The sequence below is a fragment of the Paenibacillus sp. JT22N7 genome, assembly GCF_059383875.1.
This window is the reverse complement of sequence record NZ_JBXENY010000016.1, coordinates 63,748-80,004: the sequence shown is the minus strand read 5'-3', so window position 1 is coordinate 80,004 and position 16,257 is coordinate 63,748. Positions and strand designations below refer to the sequence as shown.

General features: G+C 46.5%; 17 protein-coding genes. 8 read left to right on the top strand and 9 right to left on the bottom strand.

The features are described from left to right. The first annotated feature begins 25 nt into the window (after positions 1-25). Positions 26-334 carry a hypothetical protein gene (locus AC50Y5_RS30710; RefSeq protein WP_056031478.1) on the top strand — a complete coding sequence of 103 codons (309 nt, stop codon included), beginning with the start codon at positions 26-28 and terminating at the stop codon, positions 332-334. Between the two features lie 226 nt (positions 335-560). Continuing rightward, a complete protein-coding gene (locus AC50Y5_RS30705) occupies positions 561-1,907 on the top strand; it encodes an Ig-like domain-containing protein (RefSeq protein ID WP_494865354.1) in 1,347 nt (448 codons plus the stop codon). Positions 1,908-2,097: 190 nt separating this feature from the next. On the opposite strand, the gene AC50Y5_RS30700 is transcribed toward AC50Y5_RS30705, so the two are convergent. Then, entirely contained in the window at positions 2,098-2,691 is a 594-nt protein-coding gene (locus AC50Y5_RS30700) for a TetR/AcrR family transcriptional regulator (protein ID WP_494865352.1), read from the bottom strand. Between the two features lie 169 nt (positions 2,692-2,860). On the opposite strand from AC50Y5_RS30700, the gene AC50Y5_RS30695 reads away from it, so the two are divergent. From AC50Y5_RS30695 to AC50Y5_RS30680, 4 genes are all read left to right on the top strand, one after another. Further along, positions 2,861-3,628 carry an MBL fold metallo-hydrolase gene (locus tag AC50Y5_RS30695; protein WP_494865350.1) on the top strand — a complete coding sequence of 256 codons (768 nt, stop codon included), beginning with the start codon at positions 2,861-2,863 and terminating at the stop codon, positions 3,626-3,628. Positions 3,629-3,741: 113 nt separating this feature from the next. Continuing rightward, positions 3,742-4,044 carry a hypothetical protein gene (locus tag AC50Y5_RS30690; protein ID WP_494865348.1) on the top strand — a complete coding sequence of 101 codons (303 nt, stop codon included), beginning with the start codon at positions 3,742-3,744 and terminating at the stop codon, positions 4,042-4,044. Next, on the top strand, positions 4,045-4,362 hold the full coding sequence (locus AC50Y5_RS30685; RefSeq protein WP_494865346.1) for a hypothetical protein: 318 nt from the start codon (positions 4,045-4,047) through the stop codon (positions 4,360-4,362). A 42-nt stretch (positions 4,363-4,404) separates the two neighbouring features. Continuing rightward, on the top strand, positions 4,405-4,800 hold the full coding sequence (locus AC50Y5_RS30680) for a hypothetical protein (protein ID WP_494865344.1): 396 nt from the start codon (positions 4,405-4,407) through the stop codon (positions 4,798-4,800). A gap of 912 nt (positions 4,801-5,712) precedes the next feature. Here the strand turns inward: AC50Y5_RS30680 and AC50Y5_RS30675 are convergent. From AC50Y5_RS30675 to AC50Y5_RS30665, 3 genes are all read right to left on the bottom strand, one after another. Then, entirely contained in the window at positions 5,713-6,246 is a 534-nt protein-coding gene (locus tag AC50Y5_RS30675) for an isochorismatase family protein (protein ID WP_494865342.1), read from the bottom strand. A 37-nt stretch (positions 6,247-6,283) separates the two neighbouring features. Beyond that, on the bottom strand, positions 6,284-6,685 hold the full coding sequence (locus tag AC50Y5_RS30670; RefSeq protein ID WP_494865340.1) for a ribosomal-processing cysteine protease Prp: 402 nt from the start codon (positions 6,683-6,685) through the stop codon (positions 6,284-6,286). A gap of 300 nt (positions 6,686-6,985) precedes the next feature. After that, complete coding sequence (locus tag AC50Y5_RS30665; RefSeq protein ID WP_494865338.1) at positions 6,986-8,935, bottom strand: alpha-L-arabinofuranosidase family protein; 1,950 nt, start codon at positions 8,933-8,935, stop codon at positions 6,986-6,988. Between the two features lie 180 nt (positions 8,936-9,115). Between AC50Y5_RS30665 and AC50Y5_RS30660 the strand changes: the two genes are divergently transcribed. Both AC50Y5_RS30660 and AC50Y5_RS30655 read left to right on the top strand, forming a co-directional pair. Beyond that, a complete protein-coding gene (locus AC50Y5_RS30660; protein ID WP_056031511.1) occupies positions 9,116-9,913 on the top strand; it encodes an AraC family transcriptional regulator in 798 nt (265 codons plus the stop codon). Positions 9,914-10,056: 143 nt separating this feature from the next. After that, entirely contained in the window at positions 10,057-10,533 is a 477-nt protein-coding gene (locus tag AC50Y5_RS30655; protein ID WP_494865335.1) for a hypothetical protein, read from the top strand. 78 nt (positions 10,534-10,611) lie between these two features. Here AC50Y5_RS30655 and AC50Y5_RS30650 read toward each other — a convergent pair whose 3' ends face one another. The 5 genes from AC50Y5_RS30650 to AC50Y5_RS30630 all read right to left on the bottom strand — a co-directional run bounded on the left by AC50Y5_RS30650 (position 10,612) and on the right by AC50Y5_RS30630 (position 15,580). Then, positions 10,612-11,025, bottom strand: a complete 414-nt coding sequence (locus tag AC50Y5_RS30650; RefSeq protein WP_494865334.1) for a VOC family protein — start codon at positions 11,023-11,025, stop codon at positions 10,612-10,614. Between the two features lie 53 nt (positions 11,026-11,078). Next, on the bottom strand, positions 11,079-12,005 hold the full coding sequence (locus AC50Y5_RS30645) for a YxiH-YxzG fusion protein (protein ID WP_494865333.1): 927 nt from the start codon (positions 12,003-12,005) through the stop codon (positions 11,079-11,081). Positions 12,006-12,163: 158 nt separating this feature from the next. Continuing rightward, positions 12,164-13,309, bottom strand: a complete 1,146-nt coding sequence (locus AC50Y5_RS30640) for a glycerate kinase family protein (protein ID WP_494865332.1) — start codon at positions 13,307-13,309, stop codon at positions 12,164-12,166. Positions 13,310-13,431: 122 nt separating this feature from the next. Then, positions 13,432-15,042 (bottom strand): DUF4179 domain-containing protein, encoded by a 1,611-nt coding sequence (locus AC50Y5_RS30635; RefSeq protein WP_494865331.1) that lies wholly within the window; start codon positions 15,040-15,042, stop codon positions 13,432-13,434. Further along, the gene (locus AC50Y5_RS30630) at positions 15,014-15,580 is read right to left on the bottom strand and encodes an RNA polymerase sigma factor (RefSeq protein ID WP_235533071.1); all 567 of its coding nucleotides are present in this window, start codon (positions 15,578-15,580) and stop codon (positions 15,014-15,016) included. The genes AC50Y5_RS30635 and AC50Y5_RS30630 overlap by 29 nt, the downstream gene beginning before the upstream one ends. Positions 15,581-16,257: the final 677 nt, after the last annotated feature.

Below are 16,257 nucleotides of genomic sequence, written 5' to 3'. Positions count from 1 at the left end.
AACATTTTAAATTGGAGGTATTTCAATGAGCAAACGCTATCGCATTACAAGAGCCCTGCAAAATAACAACTCGTCGGCGCTGACGATTTCTTTGGAAGAATGCAAACAATATTTTGCGTCGAAGCCTGATTTTTCATATACATCGGTGTTTACTGTAAAAGGCGCTACCACGATGTCTATAGAAGGCGATTTCTTTATGTGGAGCTGCGGAGAAGCTTCGATCCCCTTCCGGCATTATGAGGGCGATATTTACGTTTCCGGCACGAACGATGCGGTCATTCCTAAGCTCATTGAGGTTGCAAGCGAGCTGATCGCTGACATCGTAAACGAGTAGTTTTCGAGCCAACTCCAAACTTTTACTTCATACACAAATAGCCCTCACGACCACAACAACGTGGATGTCGGGGCTATTTTTTATGCCTATTCTCGCTATTTTCACTATTTTCATTCGTCCTTTATATAAATTTTGACAAAAAGTTCACAAAGATACAATTGTAAAAAATAGATAAATATGTAATGATTATATTCGTAGTCTACTAGAAGAAAAAGGAGAGTTTACCATGTTCAAGCGGCTTTTATTGGCGGTTTCTCTACTAGTCACGGCGGTATTTGGCGGGTTTTCCTTCACACCTAGCGCGAATGCCCAGGCCATTCCCGAGGTAAGTCTGACAACCAGCAGCACACAATTGCCATCCTTCGACATTCCGGAAAGCAGCAAGCTTGACCTTACAGAAGCGTTGCCTGCACCTTCAGACATCTCTAGTTCGACACAAAGCCTGCAACAGCGCTCCCTCGACTCCGTCACTCAGGCGGTATACAATACCGATCCTGGCAACGCCTATACGATCAATACGGGCCAAGTCTATTTTGATTATATTGACCAAGCTGGCGGGCAGAAGTGGTTTAACTTTCAAACGACTGCGCCTAGCAAACTGACCGCTTTTTTACAAACGGTGCAATCCGCAGCTGTCGATTATGATTTGCACTTATTCCGCTTAGATTTAGATACCTTGCAATTGGTAGAGGAGCATTATTCGGTTTATGGTCCGCAAATGGACGAGCAAGTAAGCCGGATCGCTCCAGCGGGCATCTATTATTTGGCCGTCAATACGGTGGCAGGCTATGATGCAAGCAATCCGTTCTATTTTACAGTCGTTCAATCCTCTGTTTATGACAGTGCCGAGCCTGATGACAACTATGTGTATGCCAAAGCAAAAACAAGCGCCTTCACCGTCAGCCAGACCATCGACAACGCTTTTGACGAGGACTGGATCAAATTCACGGTCAGCACAGCTAAGCAGTACACGATATCTTTTAACAATCCAGCGGCTGGCACAAACTATCAGGTTAACATCTACAACCAGAACCTAAATCAACTGGCTACCATTAACCAAAATACTAGTGGAACCTACAACATGAGTGCTGGCACTTATTATTTTAGAGTATTAAGCACATCTTCGTTTAATGCTTCGCAGCCTTACACCTTCAGCGTGAGCAATGCGGCTGCGGCAGTCACGGTATCGAACATTACCTCCGACCCTAACGTTTCAGGTTATATGACCTATGGGTATGGGAATAAGTATCGCATCCAAAACTATATTACCGTGACGGGTTCAGCTAGAGATTCAAGCGGAAATGCAGCTGCTAATGTGCCTATTACCGTGAGCATCAGAACGGTTCTGAACAATCTGCTTTATACGGCGACTACCACTACTAATTCCAGCGGAGGATTCACTGCCTCTATCTCCAGCATCCAGCCTGGTGTTGGACTTTATGGCTATGACAACTGGGTTTCCTACCACTACTTTGATATTATTCCGATCCAGTTCAGCTCCAATAATGCGGTTTTGAGCTCTAATGAAACGACGCTTTACCACTTTGCTTATCAGATTTATCAACCTCATTAAATATTAAATATTAAATGTGAGATGATAGAAGTATGATAAAAGCATAATAGAACTAAAGCCAATGCTCGCGGTCAAACGCGGCATTGGCTCTTTTTTTTGAAAATTAGCTTCCTATTCCTATTCAATTTGTGGCATTCCGCCTTCACGGGGTGGGAGGGTGAAAAGTTAAGAAGACAGGTCACGAAGACATTTAAGCAACGATTCGTTCCTTTATATAAGCCTTCGCTTGCTCCGCACAATGCCGAATATATTTAGCATCATCAAATAATTTACTCATCATGACTCCGCCTTCAATTAGCCCGATGACTACACTGCATGATGCTTCCACATCCAGATCGCTGCGAAACTCTTGTCTAACCATCCCTTCCCTAACGATATTCCCAAGCTCGGTCATCAGCTCTTTCATGGCAAGCTGCGCCTTTTGCTTGAGCAGCGGGTGACCGTCGTCATTTTCCACCGCAGTATTTAGAATGGGGCATCCGCCTTCACAAGCATCCTGTTCAATCAACGTTACATAGACATCGCATATTTCCAGCAGTTGATCTGTGGAGGAAGCTTTGTTCGAGATGGCATCCATCAGCAAACTCTTTAATTGCATAAAGGAATAATCAAAAGCAGCCAGCGCAATTTCATCCTTATTTTCAAAATGGTTATAGATGCCGCCCTTGCGGACATTGCAGCGCTCCATAATCTCCGACAACGACGTGCCCGCATACCCCTTCGTATTAAACAGGCCTGCTGATTGGCGAATAATATGTTCTTTCGTCATTTGTCCCTTGCGCATATCCAGCCCTCTTTTCAGAAAAATACCGATTGGTCTTAAAATAGCATACTCTTCTGCCGTGTTCAACTTCTTAGATGCAGATTCGCACCGTAACGCAAGAGGAATAGCAGCTTGATGGCACTCCAAAAGTATGTTAATTTAAAAACAGACCGATCGGTATTATTTGGAGGTGCTTCCTATTACAATTTCAATCCAACATATTCGCCACGCCACATTGGTCGTTACGATAAACGGTAAAAAAATACTTGTGGATCCGATGTTAAGTGACGCCCGCGAGCTTCCGCCTGTTCCTTTCACTCGAACATTACGCAGAAATCCGCTAACCCCGCTGCCCGTTCCCCTCCCTTTTTTTGAGGACATGGACGCTGTATTGTTAACCCATCGACATTTTGATCATATGGATAAAAAAGCGATCTCGGTGTTAAACAAGCGAACCCCCGTCTTTTGCCAGCCGGAAGATCAGACCTTCTTGCAAACTGCCGGCTTCCTCAACGTACAAGTCATTGGCAACTCGTTGGAATGGGGCGGCATACAGCTGAAACGGATCAAAGGACAGCATGCCCAAGGTATTTTTACCAGACTGCTTGGCCCTGTATCCGGATTCATCCTAAGTACAGCAGCGGATGGTTCTATTTATTTAGTCAGTGACTGCGTCTATACGCCTGCGATTGAAGAGACATTTAGGGAGAACCAGCCGGATATTGCGATTTTGCATACCGCACGCGCACAGCTGCTATTGGGGACGACTATTACGATGACAGCGGAAGATATCCTGCGTATTCGCAAGGTTTCGCCAGCTACGAAGCTCGTCGCTGTTCACATGGATGCCATTAGCCATTGTACACTCAAGCGCCAGCAGCTTAGAATCTTCCTGAAGGAGCGAGGCTTGGAAAATGAAGCGTTTATTCCTGAGGATGGAGAGGTCATTGCATTCTAGCTTTTCATGCGCTCCACTCAGCCTGCATAAATCTAGTAGAACTCTTCTCTACCTCAGCTTTATGGTATAATACCAAGGATTTACATTAACCGAATAAAGTTGGGGGTACCTTTTTGAAGAAAATACATATTTGGGGAGCGGCTGCACTAATCGTGTGCTTGTCACTTGCCGGATGTTCCCAAGCTTCTACAAATCATCAACAAGCTGAAGCTGCGGACACAAACGAGCAATCACAATCCATCGAGGTCGATAACAGGCTGCTACAGACCGAATTTACGATGCCAGCTTCCATACTCAAAGACCAGGATATGGACAGTATAACGGCTGATGCGAAAAAGATTGGGATTGACGAAATTACTACAAATACGGACGGTTCCGTCACTTTTAGAATGCCGCAAGCTGCTCATAAGGAATGAATGAAAAAAGCAGGAAAAGGCATGCTGCAAGCGATAGAGGATCTAAAAAGCGGGAACTATTTGGCATTTATTAAGGATGTCAAGCATAACAAAGCTTTCTCAGAGTTTACATGTATCGTGGATCAAAAAGCTTACAAAAACAGCTTCGATGCAATTGCGAATTTTGGCATTGGAGCGGCGGCAATGTCTTATCAAGCAATTGCTGGCGTATCTCCCGAAGAGCTCAAGGTCACCATTAACATTCAGGATGAGGGTACGGGAACTATTTTTGACACCATTATTTATCCTGATGCTTTAAATGAAATGAGTGGCAAATAAGCGGGAAATCTATAAAACTAGGATATGGGGGCCGAAGGAGCCATGAGCAAAAAGCAGGCGGAAACGATCCGCACCATGAAATATCGTTACAACGGGCCTAAAAATGGCATCGGCTATTCCTTTAGCCCCGTTCGTTATGAGGATGCAGAACCAGCCAATAATCGGATTTTTATTTATGAGGAAGATTTCAGCGATATGCTGCCGTATATTCAGCAAAAATACCCGCTTGCCGATATACGCACAGGCGAGATTTATGCAGCTTTCGATCCTTGCTGGGATAATCCGATACCGCAGGCGGTCTGGGAACAGGTTGTGCAGGAGTTTGATGCCCTATCTTTAGAAGACCCGGGCCAGCTTGCCTTTATCCATTCATTCACTGCTTGGGTTCGCGAGGTGCTGGAGCAGGCTGATGAAATTGTGGTTTATGGAAATTTGTAGAAGGAATGATCTCTGCTTTCCATTTCCCGTTCTCCCATAAGACGATCTAATCAATAAGTACAAGAAATACGGTACAACAACGCCAGCAAATTCATATGAACAGGTGATCAAGTTGAAGAACAAGCTGCGCAGTATATCAATCGACGGAGTAGACTATAAATATACGCTGTCTATGCGAGTCGAAAGCCAGACCTGTATGCACGAACTAAAAATTTATTTAAAGGATTCCAAAATCCACCCTTTACACATCCGCATACGCACATGGGATGATCCTATCGCTGGGTGTCCACTAAATTCGGGATTTATATTGGCTAATAATAGTAACAACATGCCTGAAGAGAATTACAATCTCAATCATCCCAAACGGGTTCGCGAGTGGCTCTTATATGGATTAAGCTGCGGATGGACTGGGACGAAAATGCTTGTCATCGAGGACGGACTTGCCGCTATGAAGGAAATGGGATATGAAATAGAGCGAATACAATCTAGTGCGTGTGCAACCGTAAACGGGCCAGATTCAGATCGAATCTAGCATCAAACGTATGGCCTCTACTACCGGGATTGTCCCCCTTATGAGTAGAACATTAGGGTTAACCCGATACTCCCTTGCACAAAGACTGACTTGGCGGACTCAGAAGCCGCTATTTAACCGAATCACGGGTTAAGGCACTAGCTGCGGACTCAGAAGCCGCTAATGCGCGGTAAATGTCCATTTTGACGGGATTAGGAGCGCAATAACGACTTTCCTGTCCGCTTACGGCCTGAAATCGTAGAAAAAGCCAGAATAGCGGAACCTCAGTCCTCCAAAAAAGGATCGAGCTTCCAGAGCTGCTGAAATTAAATCAAAAAAAGCGGCGGCGGCTCGTTGAGAAACGTTGACAGCATTTTTCAACTGCAAAGGGTCATACAGGGTTAAAATACATGCTCGTCTAAGTCGCGAATCTTGACAAACCTTCCATTCCATATGTGCTCGTGATGCTCAATAATTTGAGGAGCGGTCAGCACAGCGTTCGCAAGGGTGCTATGGCTATTTTTCGCCAAAATATTAGACTTATAGCCACGGCTGTACGCGGCTCGAATCGTTGTATCCAAACAAAATTCGGTTTGTGCTCCAGCAAAAATAAGCTGTTCAATCGATTTCCCCTCCAAAACAACAGGCAATTCAGTGTTGTGGAACGAATCCCATGTCGTTTTTCGAATGACTGCATCCCCTGGCCTAATATCCAGTCCGTGATGCAACTGCCAATCTGGTGAATCGACATAAAATTCTCCATTTTTATTGTTATAATCCGTATGCTGGATAAAAATCACCGGAACCTCTGCCCTTCGTGCAGCCGCAATCCATTGGTTAATGCGGAGCACCAAGTCCTCTTTTTGATATAAGTAATTTTCCGGCAAGTTAAAAAAAACCTCCTGCACATCGATAACGATTAATGCTTGTTTCATCTCGGTTCTCTCCCTGTCTATTTCAATTCAATTCAATTCAATTCTTCTCCATCCTTATTTCCTCAATAATCAAAAATTGCTCGCCATATGAACGCTGAATGTCTTCCATGCCTAACCGGAGTGATCGCAATAAAATTTGCGAATCCCTACTGACTTTTTCATGAATGATGCATTTCATATAGTTCCTGCCCATGTCTACCTCAGGACTGTCATCTGTAAATTGATTAATGGAATTAACGGCATTAATCGTAAGCGTGGATACGGCTGCGGCAATAATGTCTAAGCCATATTTGGAAAATCCCGTGCTGCCCTTAGCTACAAAACCATAAATATCCTGATTGGCGTAGGTGAAAAAGGTTATTACGAAAGGATCTCTATGCTCCTCTGCTAAAATGTCCCTTTGCCTATCCATTCTTATGTTGATATCATCATGCTCCATAAAAACCATCTCCTTGGTCGGTTCAAGAATGCTAAATCCGCTATTGAAAATGGGATAATCCCCCTGCTACTGCTTAAATTTTACTATAGCATGCTGCTGGACCGACGTATAGCTGATTCGAAGCGATGCTAGAAATTAGGCCCATTTCCCCTCACAAAAAAAAGACCAGCCCCAGCAACGGATACTAATCTCCGCCGCTTGACTGGTCGTTGCTGGGCCCCACCTGATCCTATTCCTGTTCCTGTTCCTGTTCCTGTTCAACCCACCGTCATAACTCCTATTGCACCGTTAAAGCTATCCCTATTTCCCATCCTTGCAAAACATCTTAATGACATGAAATGACTTCGCATGGACCTCATATTCCATCGTGCTGCTCACCTTGATTTCGTGCTTTTGCGGAGCTACGTTAAGCGGGAGCTCGATAGAGTTGACCGCCTCTTCTCCGCCTTGCATAATATAAACTTCCGCATCCTCGGCGAGCTGGAATTCGGTCTTCAGCTCTACCCGAACGGTACGCTTGAGCGTATTGACCAGCTTCACGAAGATCGCGCCCTCTTCTGCATCATAGGAGACGGAGAACGGAATTTCCTCGTCGTCATGGACGACCTTAAGCAGTTCGCTTCCCATAAGCGTGCTGTACATTTTTTGCACATAGTAGCTAGGGCTGCCATAGGAATGCTCGCCATCAAGCCATATCATATCTGGCGACCACTGAGAATAGCCCAATCTTGCGAACAGCGGCGCATAAGAAGCAAGGACGACTACATCGGCATTCCGCTCAAGCCCCGTCATAAAGGCTGCCTCTCCCAAAGCGGCACTCCAGTTGTTAAAATGGGGCGCGTTCATGCCATTGCCATGGTGAGCCGCATATTCGCCAGCAAACACTTTAATGTTTCTTGGATACTTATCATAGAAATGGACGTTTTCGCACAGCCATTCCGGCTTTACATAATAATGCTCGTCTACCGCGTACACGAAATCCGGATTTTTCGCTGTTCTGTCTTTATAATATTTCCACGCATTTTCATAGTTTTCAGAGGAAATATCCGGGCCTGCTGAGCCGATAAGCTTCATCCCAGGATATTGACGATGAATGGCTTGCTGGAACAGATCGGAGCGCTTATAAAAATCGACATGCTCCGTTTCCCACTGCTCATTACCGAGACCAATCATCTCTAGCCCGAAAGGCTCTGGATGCCCCATTTGCGCCCGAATAAGTCCCCATGGCGAATCTGCTGGTCCATTTGCGAACTCGATCAGATCCAGCGCATCGTCAATGTATTCTTGAAAAGCTGGCGTATCGACGCATACGAGCTCATCAGACTGATACTGACAAGCGAGTCCAACATTCAAAACGGGGATTGCCTTCGCCCCCAAATATTCGCATAGCAGAAAATACTCATAATACCCGATTCCGAGCGTCTGATTATAGTGGCTGTATGGGCTCATAAACTGGTTTTCCTCATTATTTCCATGCAGCGCCCAGCGGTTGGTATTTGGTTTCCGCTCTTCCGCTTTTCCTATGCCATGCTTCCATTGGTAACGGTTATCCAGAGAGTAGCCCTCTACGACGCAGCCTCCGGGAAACCGCAAAAATCCCGGCTTCATATCCTTCAGCAGCTCTACCAAATCTGTGCGGAACAGTCCCAACACCGCATCTGCGGGAATCATGGAAATAAAATCAAAGCAGACGGTGCCCGGCTCGTTCAGTTGAATGACAAAAGCGCCATAAGAAACGACCTCGCTAGCGCGCAGCTCCGCTTTGTATTGAATCCATTCGCCCTTGACGGATGAAGTAACCTCAGCAAAAGCCATATTCTTGCCATTTTTCTCCACAAACACTTCAATGCCACCTGAGTAATTTTCTGCTCGTGCGTAGAAAGAGACGTGATAGGCCACGTCCTTCTTCAAACAAACGCCATCATACGCTTTATTCGTAAAAGCCTTCTGGCTATCCGTCGCGGTGAACGCCAGATAGTGCGGGTTTGTCGTGTTTTGCGGCTTGTCCGTTTCGATATTCAAAATAGCGCCGCTTGCAGCTTGCGGATATGCGCTCCAGCCATAAAGTCCGGCATACGTCTCCTGAACACTGCCTTTGTCCCCTGTTGTCTCTAAAAACTCAAAGGAACGGTTTTCGATCATTTCCGCATGAAGACCACCGTCGAGCCCGTAATTGATATCTTCGAAAAACAGTCCGATCATGCCCTTCTCGATAGCAGGGCCACGTTGATTCGTTATATGGATTTGCATATATATCCCCTCTTTGCCACGTCACGCTGAACGTTGAATTTGATATATTCAGCATAATTTAGAAGGGCATGGGCATTCAATTACACATTATGCGCATCTACTAACCTATTGTGCAAATTATATTTACAACGCAGCAAGCGGATTATACAATGGGCATACCCCGCATCCATGGAGGCGCTTATGAATATTGGAAATATCGGCTTTAATCATAGCCACGATAGCGATTTTATTATAAATAGGCCGCAGGGCTCCGGCGACTATATGCTGCTGCTTTTGAAAACACCTGCATTTTTCACCTTAAATGGCTCCGAAATGCTGACTGAACCGAATTCCTTCATTCTTTACAGCGAGGACGAGCCGCAAATGTACCGCGCATGCGGAGCGCAGTTTACGAATGACTGGTTTCACTTCAAGCTGCAGGAGGGTGATGAAGCTCTGCTCGCTGAGCTAGAAATCCCCCAAAATCAAATCGTCCGCATTGGCGACATGAACGAGCTGTCGTTGATGATTAACCATTTGTGCTATGAAAACTATTCCTCCAACCGTTTCAAATCAGAAACGATTCAATTATATTTGAAGCTGTTTTTTATTAAGCTAAGCAACAAAATCCATGTTTCCAATAAAGAAATCAGCAGCACCCATTACAATAAAATGTCGATTGTCCGCACCAAAATGTACAATCAGCCTTTTCTCCCGTGGACGATAGCCGGTCTCTCTCATGAGCTGACGATGAGCAAATCTTGTTTTCAGCACTTGTATAAGGACTTTTTTGGCGTTAGCCCGATTACGGACTTGATTCTGAGCCGAATCGAGCATGCGAAATATTTGCTTTCAACGACGGATATTTCCGTGAAGAAGGTTTCGGAGATGTGCGGCTATAATAATGAAATTCATTTTATGCGGCAATTCAAGCAGCAAATGAAACAAACGCCCAGCCAATATAGAGAAGCGATTCAGTTAACTGGAAGCAGAACATAAGACTAAGAAATTAGGACCAGAGCCAAAGCCTCAGTTACATCAGGTATTTGCTATGGTAAACTGGATGGCGGCATTGTTTTTCTTTCCAGAAACTGTTGGTTGCTGTATAAAAGCGAGTTCATCTTAAAATGGGGGTTGTCTCTATGAAAAAAAATAATAGACGATGGTTAAGCGGAGTGGCCCTTATATTGTCGCTGCTTACCCTTTCAGCATGTGGTTCTTCGGGACCTACACAATCAGATTTTGACAGTTTGCAGGAAAAGGTTGCGGGGCTGGAACAGCAGCTAGCCGCTAAGGAACAAGAGCTGGAAGAGCTCAAATCAACGGTTGTAGCCATTAATCAAGCTGGCGGCAGTGTCGATGCGTCTGCGCCAAGCGATAATGGCCCGGCTGACAAAGGGGACGATGTTCGAATTACCTTTGATCAGTATCAGCAGATTGTGATTGGCATGACCTATGATGAGGTGAAAAATATTGTTGGCGGTGACGGTAGCGCCTTGAGCGAAACCGCAGATATGGTCGTCTACTCCTATTATGGCGCAGGAGATACAGGAGCGAATGCTATCCTCTCTTTCAACAAAGGAAAGCTGCTATCCAAAGCACAGGCAGGACTCGAATAAAATAACGATTGGGCAAAAAGAACAGACAGCCTTCACTCATTAATAACATGAGATGCGGGCTGTCTGTTTGTCTAATGCCTACTGTGGACTCGCTTCAATGGGATTGATCGCAAATATCGAATGAATATTGCCTTCCGGATCAGCGAAAAAGCCTGTTGTATGTCCCCAAGCCTTTAATTGAGGCGCTGTAATCGCTGTAGCTCCTTTTGAGACAAATTCATCATAAAGAGCATAAACCTCTTCTGGAGAAGAGCATTGAAAATTAAGCTCAAACGCCTGTCCCTTATGCTCTTCTGTAAACGAAGGATGGTCGTTCGTATTATCCGCCATTAACGGCTTGGAGCATATCGCCAAACGAACCCCATTATTTTCAAACTCCGCATAATGACCTTCTTCTACTACGATTTTAAATCCGAGTACATCACGATAAAAGCTGGCCAGCCGGGATACATCATTCGATAATACGGTAATGCCTTCTAATTGCACTTTCATCCTGGCAGCTCCCTTACTCGCTTCGTTCTAACTTTCTCCTAAGTCTATATGAACTAAATTAATTCTTCAATCGCCACTTTGTACAAATAGTTGCCTTCACTGAACAGCACACGGTTTTCTCGAAAATCTTGAGTAAGCGGTTTAAGCGGCTCCGCCTGCTCATTCAAAAAATGAATTTTGTGCCCCGCACTCAAGCTGTCTCGTTTTTCATTTTTCTTCAAAATAAAGGTCTCATGCTTGCCGTAGCCGCCGTCGAATAAAAAGTGGTACCCATCCGTACAAAACCCGGCGGAGCCGGAAATATTCGGATTCATATAGGTAACCTTAGCCTGCTCGGGTCCGCCTGAAATACGGCCTAACAGAAAGTCCGTGTAAAAATAGAACCAGATCTCCTGTTCATTCACGACATTCAGCGCATAACAATCCGCGATATTCGACGTGTGGTCTTCGTATATTTTGTTGCCATGCTCATCCCAAGCCAGGAGACCTTGTGCCCCAATGGGATGATTCCACCCGTTATTTCCAAAAACACCTTCGTCGAAATAACTGGTCCAAATGGTGCCCTTCTCCGTTACCTGCACGCTCTGAATGCCGTCTCCCAGCATAAATTCCCGAACGGTCTCGCCCTTATAGTCACATACTTTGGCGTTCAAATCATATCTCTCTAAGCCATAATAAGAGCAGCGCGCACCGACTAACAGCAGTTTATTCCGAAGGGGCTGCACATAATGATAATTGAAATGCTGTCCCTCAATCACCACTGCTTCCATATAGTTATCTTCTATGATGAGCACCTTATAGGTGTACGTTTCCTTCAGTGCTGATGGGACGTGCACGCCTCGTTTCCGTTTCGGGATGCGGTTAACCAGCAGTACATACACGCATTCATCACCGCCGAGCTGGGCCGAAACCACCTCAAAGCCCTCCATATGCACAGACATATCCGCATAAGGCTGCAGCGCTACCGTTTTATCAAACATATCCATTCCTCCCCTTCGATATCATCAAAAGCACCGTCGGTATTCAATAACTGAATTATGTGTGAGCACGGTGCTGCTGAACAGGGTAGAAGTATGGCAAAGGATAAAGCGGGCATGCTCGTCTCTATTGAACTGTCTTGAATTAGCCCGCAGCTCTCCTAAACTTTCGTTAATTTCAACACCCTCGCAATGTTCTCGGCAGTACGTTCTACGTTGCTTGGACCTTCCTTCAGAAGCTTCTCCAAATCGGAGGCTCCTGGAACAATTCCGAACACAGCATCAATGCCTTCGGCGTATAACGTTTCGATTCCTTCCCCAATGTATCCGGCGATAGCTATGACCGGCTTGCCCGCTTCCTTGGCCGCTTGTGCTACACCGTAGGGGGTTTTGCCAAATTTCGTCTGAAAATCGATGCCGCCTTCACCCGTAAACACGACATCGGCCTCAGCCAACTTGTCTCGAAGTTCTGTATATTCAATTACAATTTCAATACCCTTGCGCAAAACCGCCTGCGTGAAAATCAATAGGCCTGCCCCCAATCCGCCAGCTGCGCCTGCGCCCGGTATGTCTCGAACATCCTTACGCAATTGCTGCTTAACGACATCTGCATAATGTGAAAGATTCGCATCCAGCCGCTGAACCATTTCCGGCGTCGCTCCCTTCTGCGGACCAAATACCTGCGAAGCGCCATGCTCCCCGCATAACGGATTCGTCACATCGCAGGCGACAATAAACTGCACTTCCTGCAAACGCTCATCCAGCATCGACACATCGATGCGGGCCAAGTGTTCCAAAGCCCCTCCGCCACGCGAAAGTGCCTGTCCTTGTGCATCAAGGAATTTTGCACCGAGCGCTTCAGCCATGCCCGCTCCCCCATCGTTGGTGGCGCTGCCGCCGATTCCAATAATGATTTTGCGGATTCCCTGATCCAAGCAAGCGCGAATCACTTCGCCGGTCCCGTAAGTAGTGGTGCAAAGCGGGTTTTTCTTTTGCTTCGTCACCAGATGAATGCCACTGGCCGATGCCATCTCGATAACCGCCGTTGTACCGTCGCCAAGAATGCCATATGCTGCCGTTACGGTCTGGCCAAGCGGTCCGCTTACTTCTTTATAATGTATAGTCCCGCCTGTAGCATCCACAAGGGATTGCACCGTTCCTTCTCCTCCGTCAGCCATCGGGACATGAATATAACCTGCTGCCGGATAGATTTTCCTTAGCCCTTTTTCCATTGCGATGCAGACTTCTTTTGCTGTCATGCTTTCCTTGAATGAATCTGGTGCCAGCACGAATATCGTTTCTTTCATTTTTTCACCCCATCCTCGTGATTGAAAGGAGAAATCCGTAAATCCATGTAGCTGCAATAGCCATCATACCCCAAATTACAGTTTCATAGGGGACAACGCCCATCCGCTGTCGCCCCGCTGGCTTATTGCGGAATGACACCAGTCGTTCCCTCTGACGGAATGATGAAAGACAAGTCGGCATCCTTGTACTGGCGATTGATGACCGTGCGTTTAATCGTCAGCTCTTTCGGCATGCTGTTCATGCCAAACATCACGAATCCAAGATCAGCCCCATCGTCCAAATTCGGATGTTCAGGGCTATATCCCCCGCCAACCGACATCCGGTATTCCTTGCCATTCTCATCAACGGCGATCCAAGTATCCGACGCAAAGTTGGGATTGCTGAACGTTCCCCCAATTGGAATTTTCCCTACCCCATCTGAGTTGACCGTTAATCCCTTGAGCAGCAATGAATCGCCAGCGTCTTCAAATAGGACAGGATTTTCGGCCGAAGCTTGAGACGGATCAAAGACGACCGAGGCCTCGCTTTTTTCCCGAATCATATAGCTGTCCAGCACAAACCGGATCTGCTGCTTGTCATAGGCAAAATCATCGAATTGGTAAAACCATTTCGTCAACCCGCTCCATCGGTCAAACTCGTAGCGACGGCTTGAAAATTCCATTTCCGTCATGCTTGGGCTCTTCTCAAGCACATTGCCTTGTTCATCCTCCAGATGGTAGTTTAACAGATTAAACCCGCTTTGACCGTTTAATGCCCTGCTCGCCGCCTCCGGCGTCAGCGACGTCGTAAATTCAAGCGAGCCTCCGCTCGGCGTACGGGTTGCTCCTTGCATCTGAATCCGAATGCCGCTTGGCGTCTCATAAGAAATGCCGATAGGGGTGAGCAGCGTCTGGGCTTTCGCCTTGCTCAAATCGACATCGAACCGCAGCGCCCATCGACCCTTGACCGTCTTAGACGAAAAGTCATCCGAACCCGGTGTTCCTTGATGCAAGGCGATCTGGTTAATGTAAGCGTCGAGCTGCAGCTTGTCTTTCAATACTGGCCGTCTAAAAACAAATTCGAATCGGCTCGTAGTCGTATTGCCTCCCGTCATGATTCCATAAGGGATATCTCCAATATGCCCTCTATCTACATCAAAAAGATTGAAATTCCCATTAGTAGATTGAATTTCGCCAGCTACCGGATTTCCTTTCGCATCATAAATGTCGATTCCTACAATGAGACGGGTCGAATCGGCTATCACTTCGTTAACCTTCAGCGTATAACCCTGATCCTCGGCGCTGGCATCCGGATGCTGCACAAGTCCTGCTTCCTGCGCCTGCTTCATGCCGTTATCCACATAACTGTTCTGGGCAAAAAGCGACCGCACCATATCCGCAAGTGTCGGTTGTGCGTATAGCAGCGTGCTTCCCGCGAGCACGACGGCAGCGGCTGCAAGCCCCCAGGCTTTGCGTCTTGAAGATTTTCTGACCGCATATTGACGTTTGACTTGATGGGCAATAGATGAGGCGCCCGGCTCAAGATCAAGCGGATCACGATTTCCCGCTGGCTCTATGTCGATGCCCTCCAGCTCCAGCATCACCCGATCGGTAAAATCGTCTTGAAGCTTGTCCTCGAACAAGACGCTTTCTATTTTTTTATCTTCCATCGTCGGTGTTGGTGTCGGTGTCGCTGCTTCAGCCCCCGCTTTAAGACCGGCTGTTTCAGCTTTTGTACGATTCCAAAATGTCATAACGTTGTCCCTCCTTGGCTTCTACCATTTTCCGCAGTCTGATTTTAGCGCGGTGAACGATGTTGGTGACCTGCCGTACAGACATGCCGGTTATGCTGGCGATTTCCTCGTGGCTCAGCTGGTTCGTGTAGCGGAGAACCAGCACCAGCCGATAATGCTCAGGCAGCTTCTCCAGCAGATGGTCCAGCTCAGAGCGCAGCTCTTTTTGCAGCAGCTTGGATTCGGGTGTCTCGCGTTCGCAGCCTTCATCCTGCACGGGGGATTCTGCTGTTTTCCGTCGCCAGCCGTCCTTCTGCAAGTTAACAGCTATTGTATAAAGCCAGCCAGCAAAGCTTTGCACCGGATTATGCGATGCCAGCTTGCGGTACGCCTTGAGCAGCGTCTCCTGCGTCAAATCCTCAGCATCAGCCTCGGAAGAGCCCATTTTTCGAAACAGTCCATAAAGCTTATTTTGATAGCGCCGGACGATATCCGCGTACGCTTGTTTATTTCCGTTCAGCACGGCTTTGATTATCATATGATCGTCTCTCAGCTCCACTTGCTTCCCTCCTCTTACGGTGCGACTTTTGTTTATCTCACTACTAAGACTCCCCATCCTCGCTAATTCTCTCACTTGATTTTAAAAGTTTTTGAGCCTATTGTGGTGAATTGGCATTTATCTCAGCAAAAAAAAGACGCCAGTCCTCCAAAACAGCCGTCCGACCGACTAAGGCATGTATACAAACGTAAGCAAGCCAGACCCTGATTGAATTTAGCGTCAATCGTATTGCCTCTTCTACCGGAAATATCACTCTCCATGAATATAAACAAGCGTACCTTAAGGCAGCTCTATGCGCTTGGTTTCATAGTTTTACTCCCTGCACAAAGATAATTTTGGCGGACACAGCAGACGCTATTTTATTAGGATCACGGGTTATGGGACAGGCTGCGGACTCAGGAGACGCTAATGCACTTCCAATAGCCATTTTGCTCGGATTATTAGGTAGATAACGGATCTCCTGTCCGCTTAAAGCCTAAAATCGTTGAAAAAGCCAGAATAGCGGAACCTCAGTCCTCCAAAAAAAAGGAGCGAGCTTTCCGAGCCGCGTGTTCTTAGCGACAATGGCCTCAGCAACAATGGTCTTAGCGACAATGGTCTTAGCAACAATCTCACGCTGCGGCTCCTTAAGTCTTGAATCGTCAGATGAGATTTGCTTTTAGATTTGCTTTTAGATT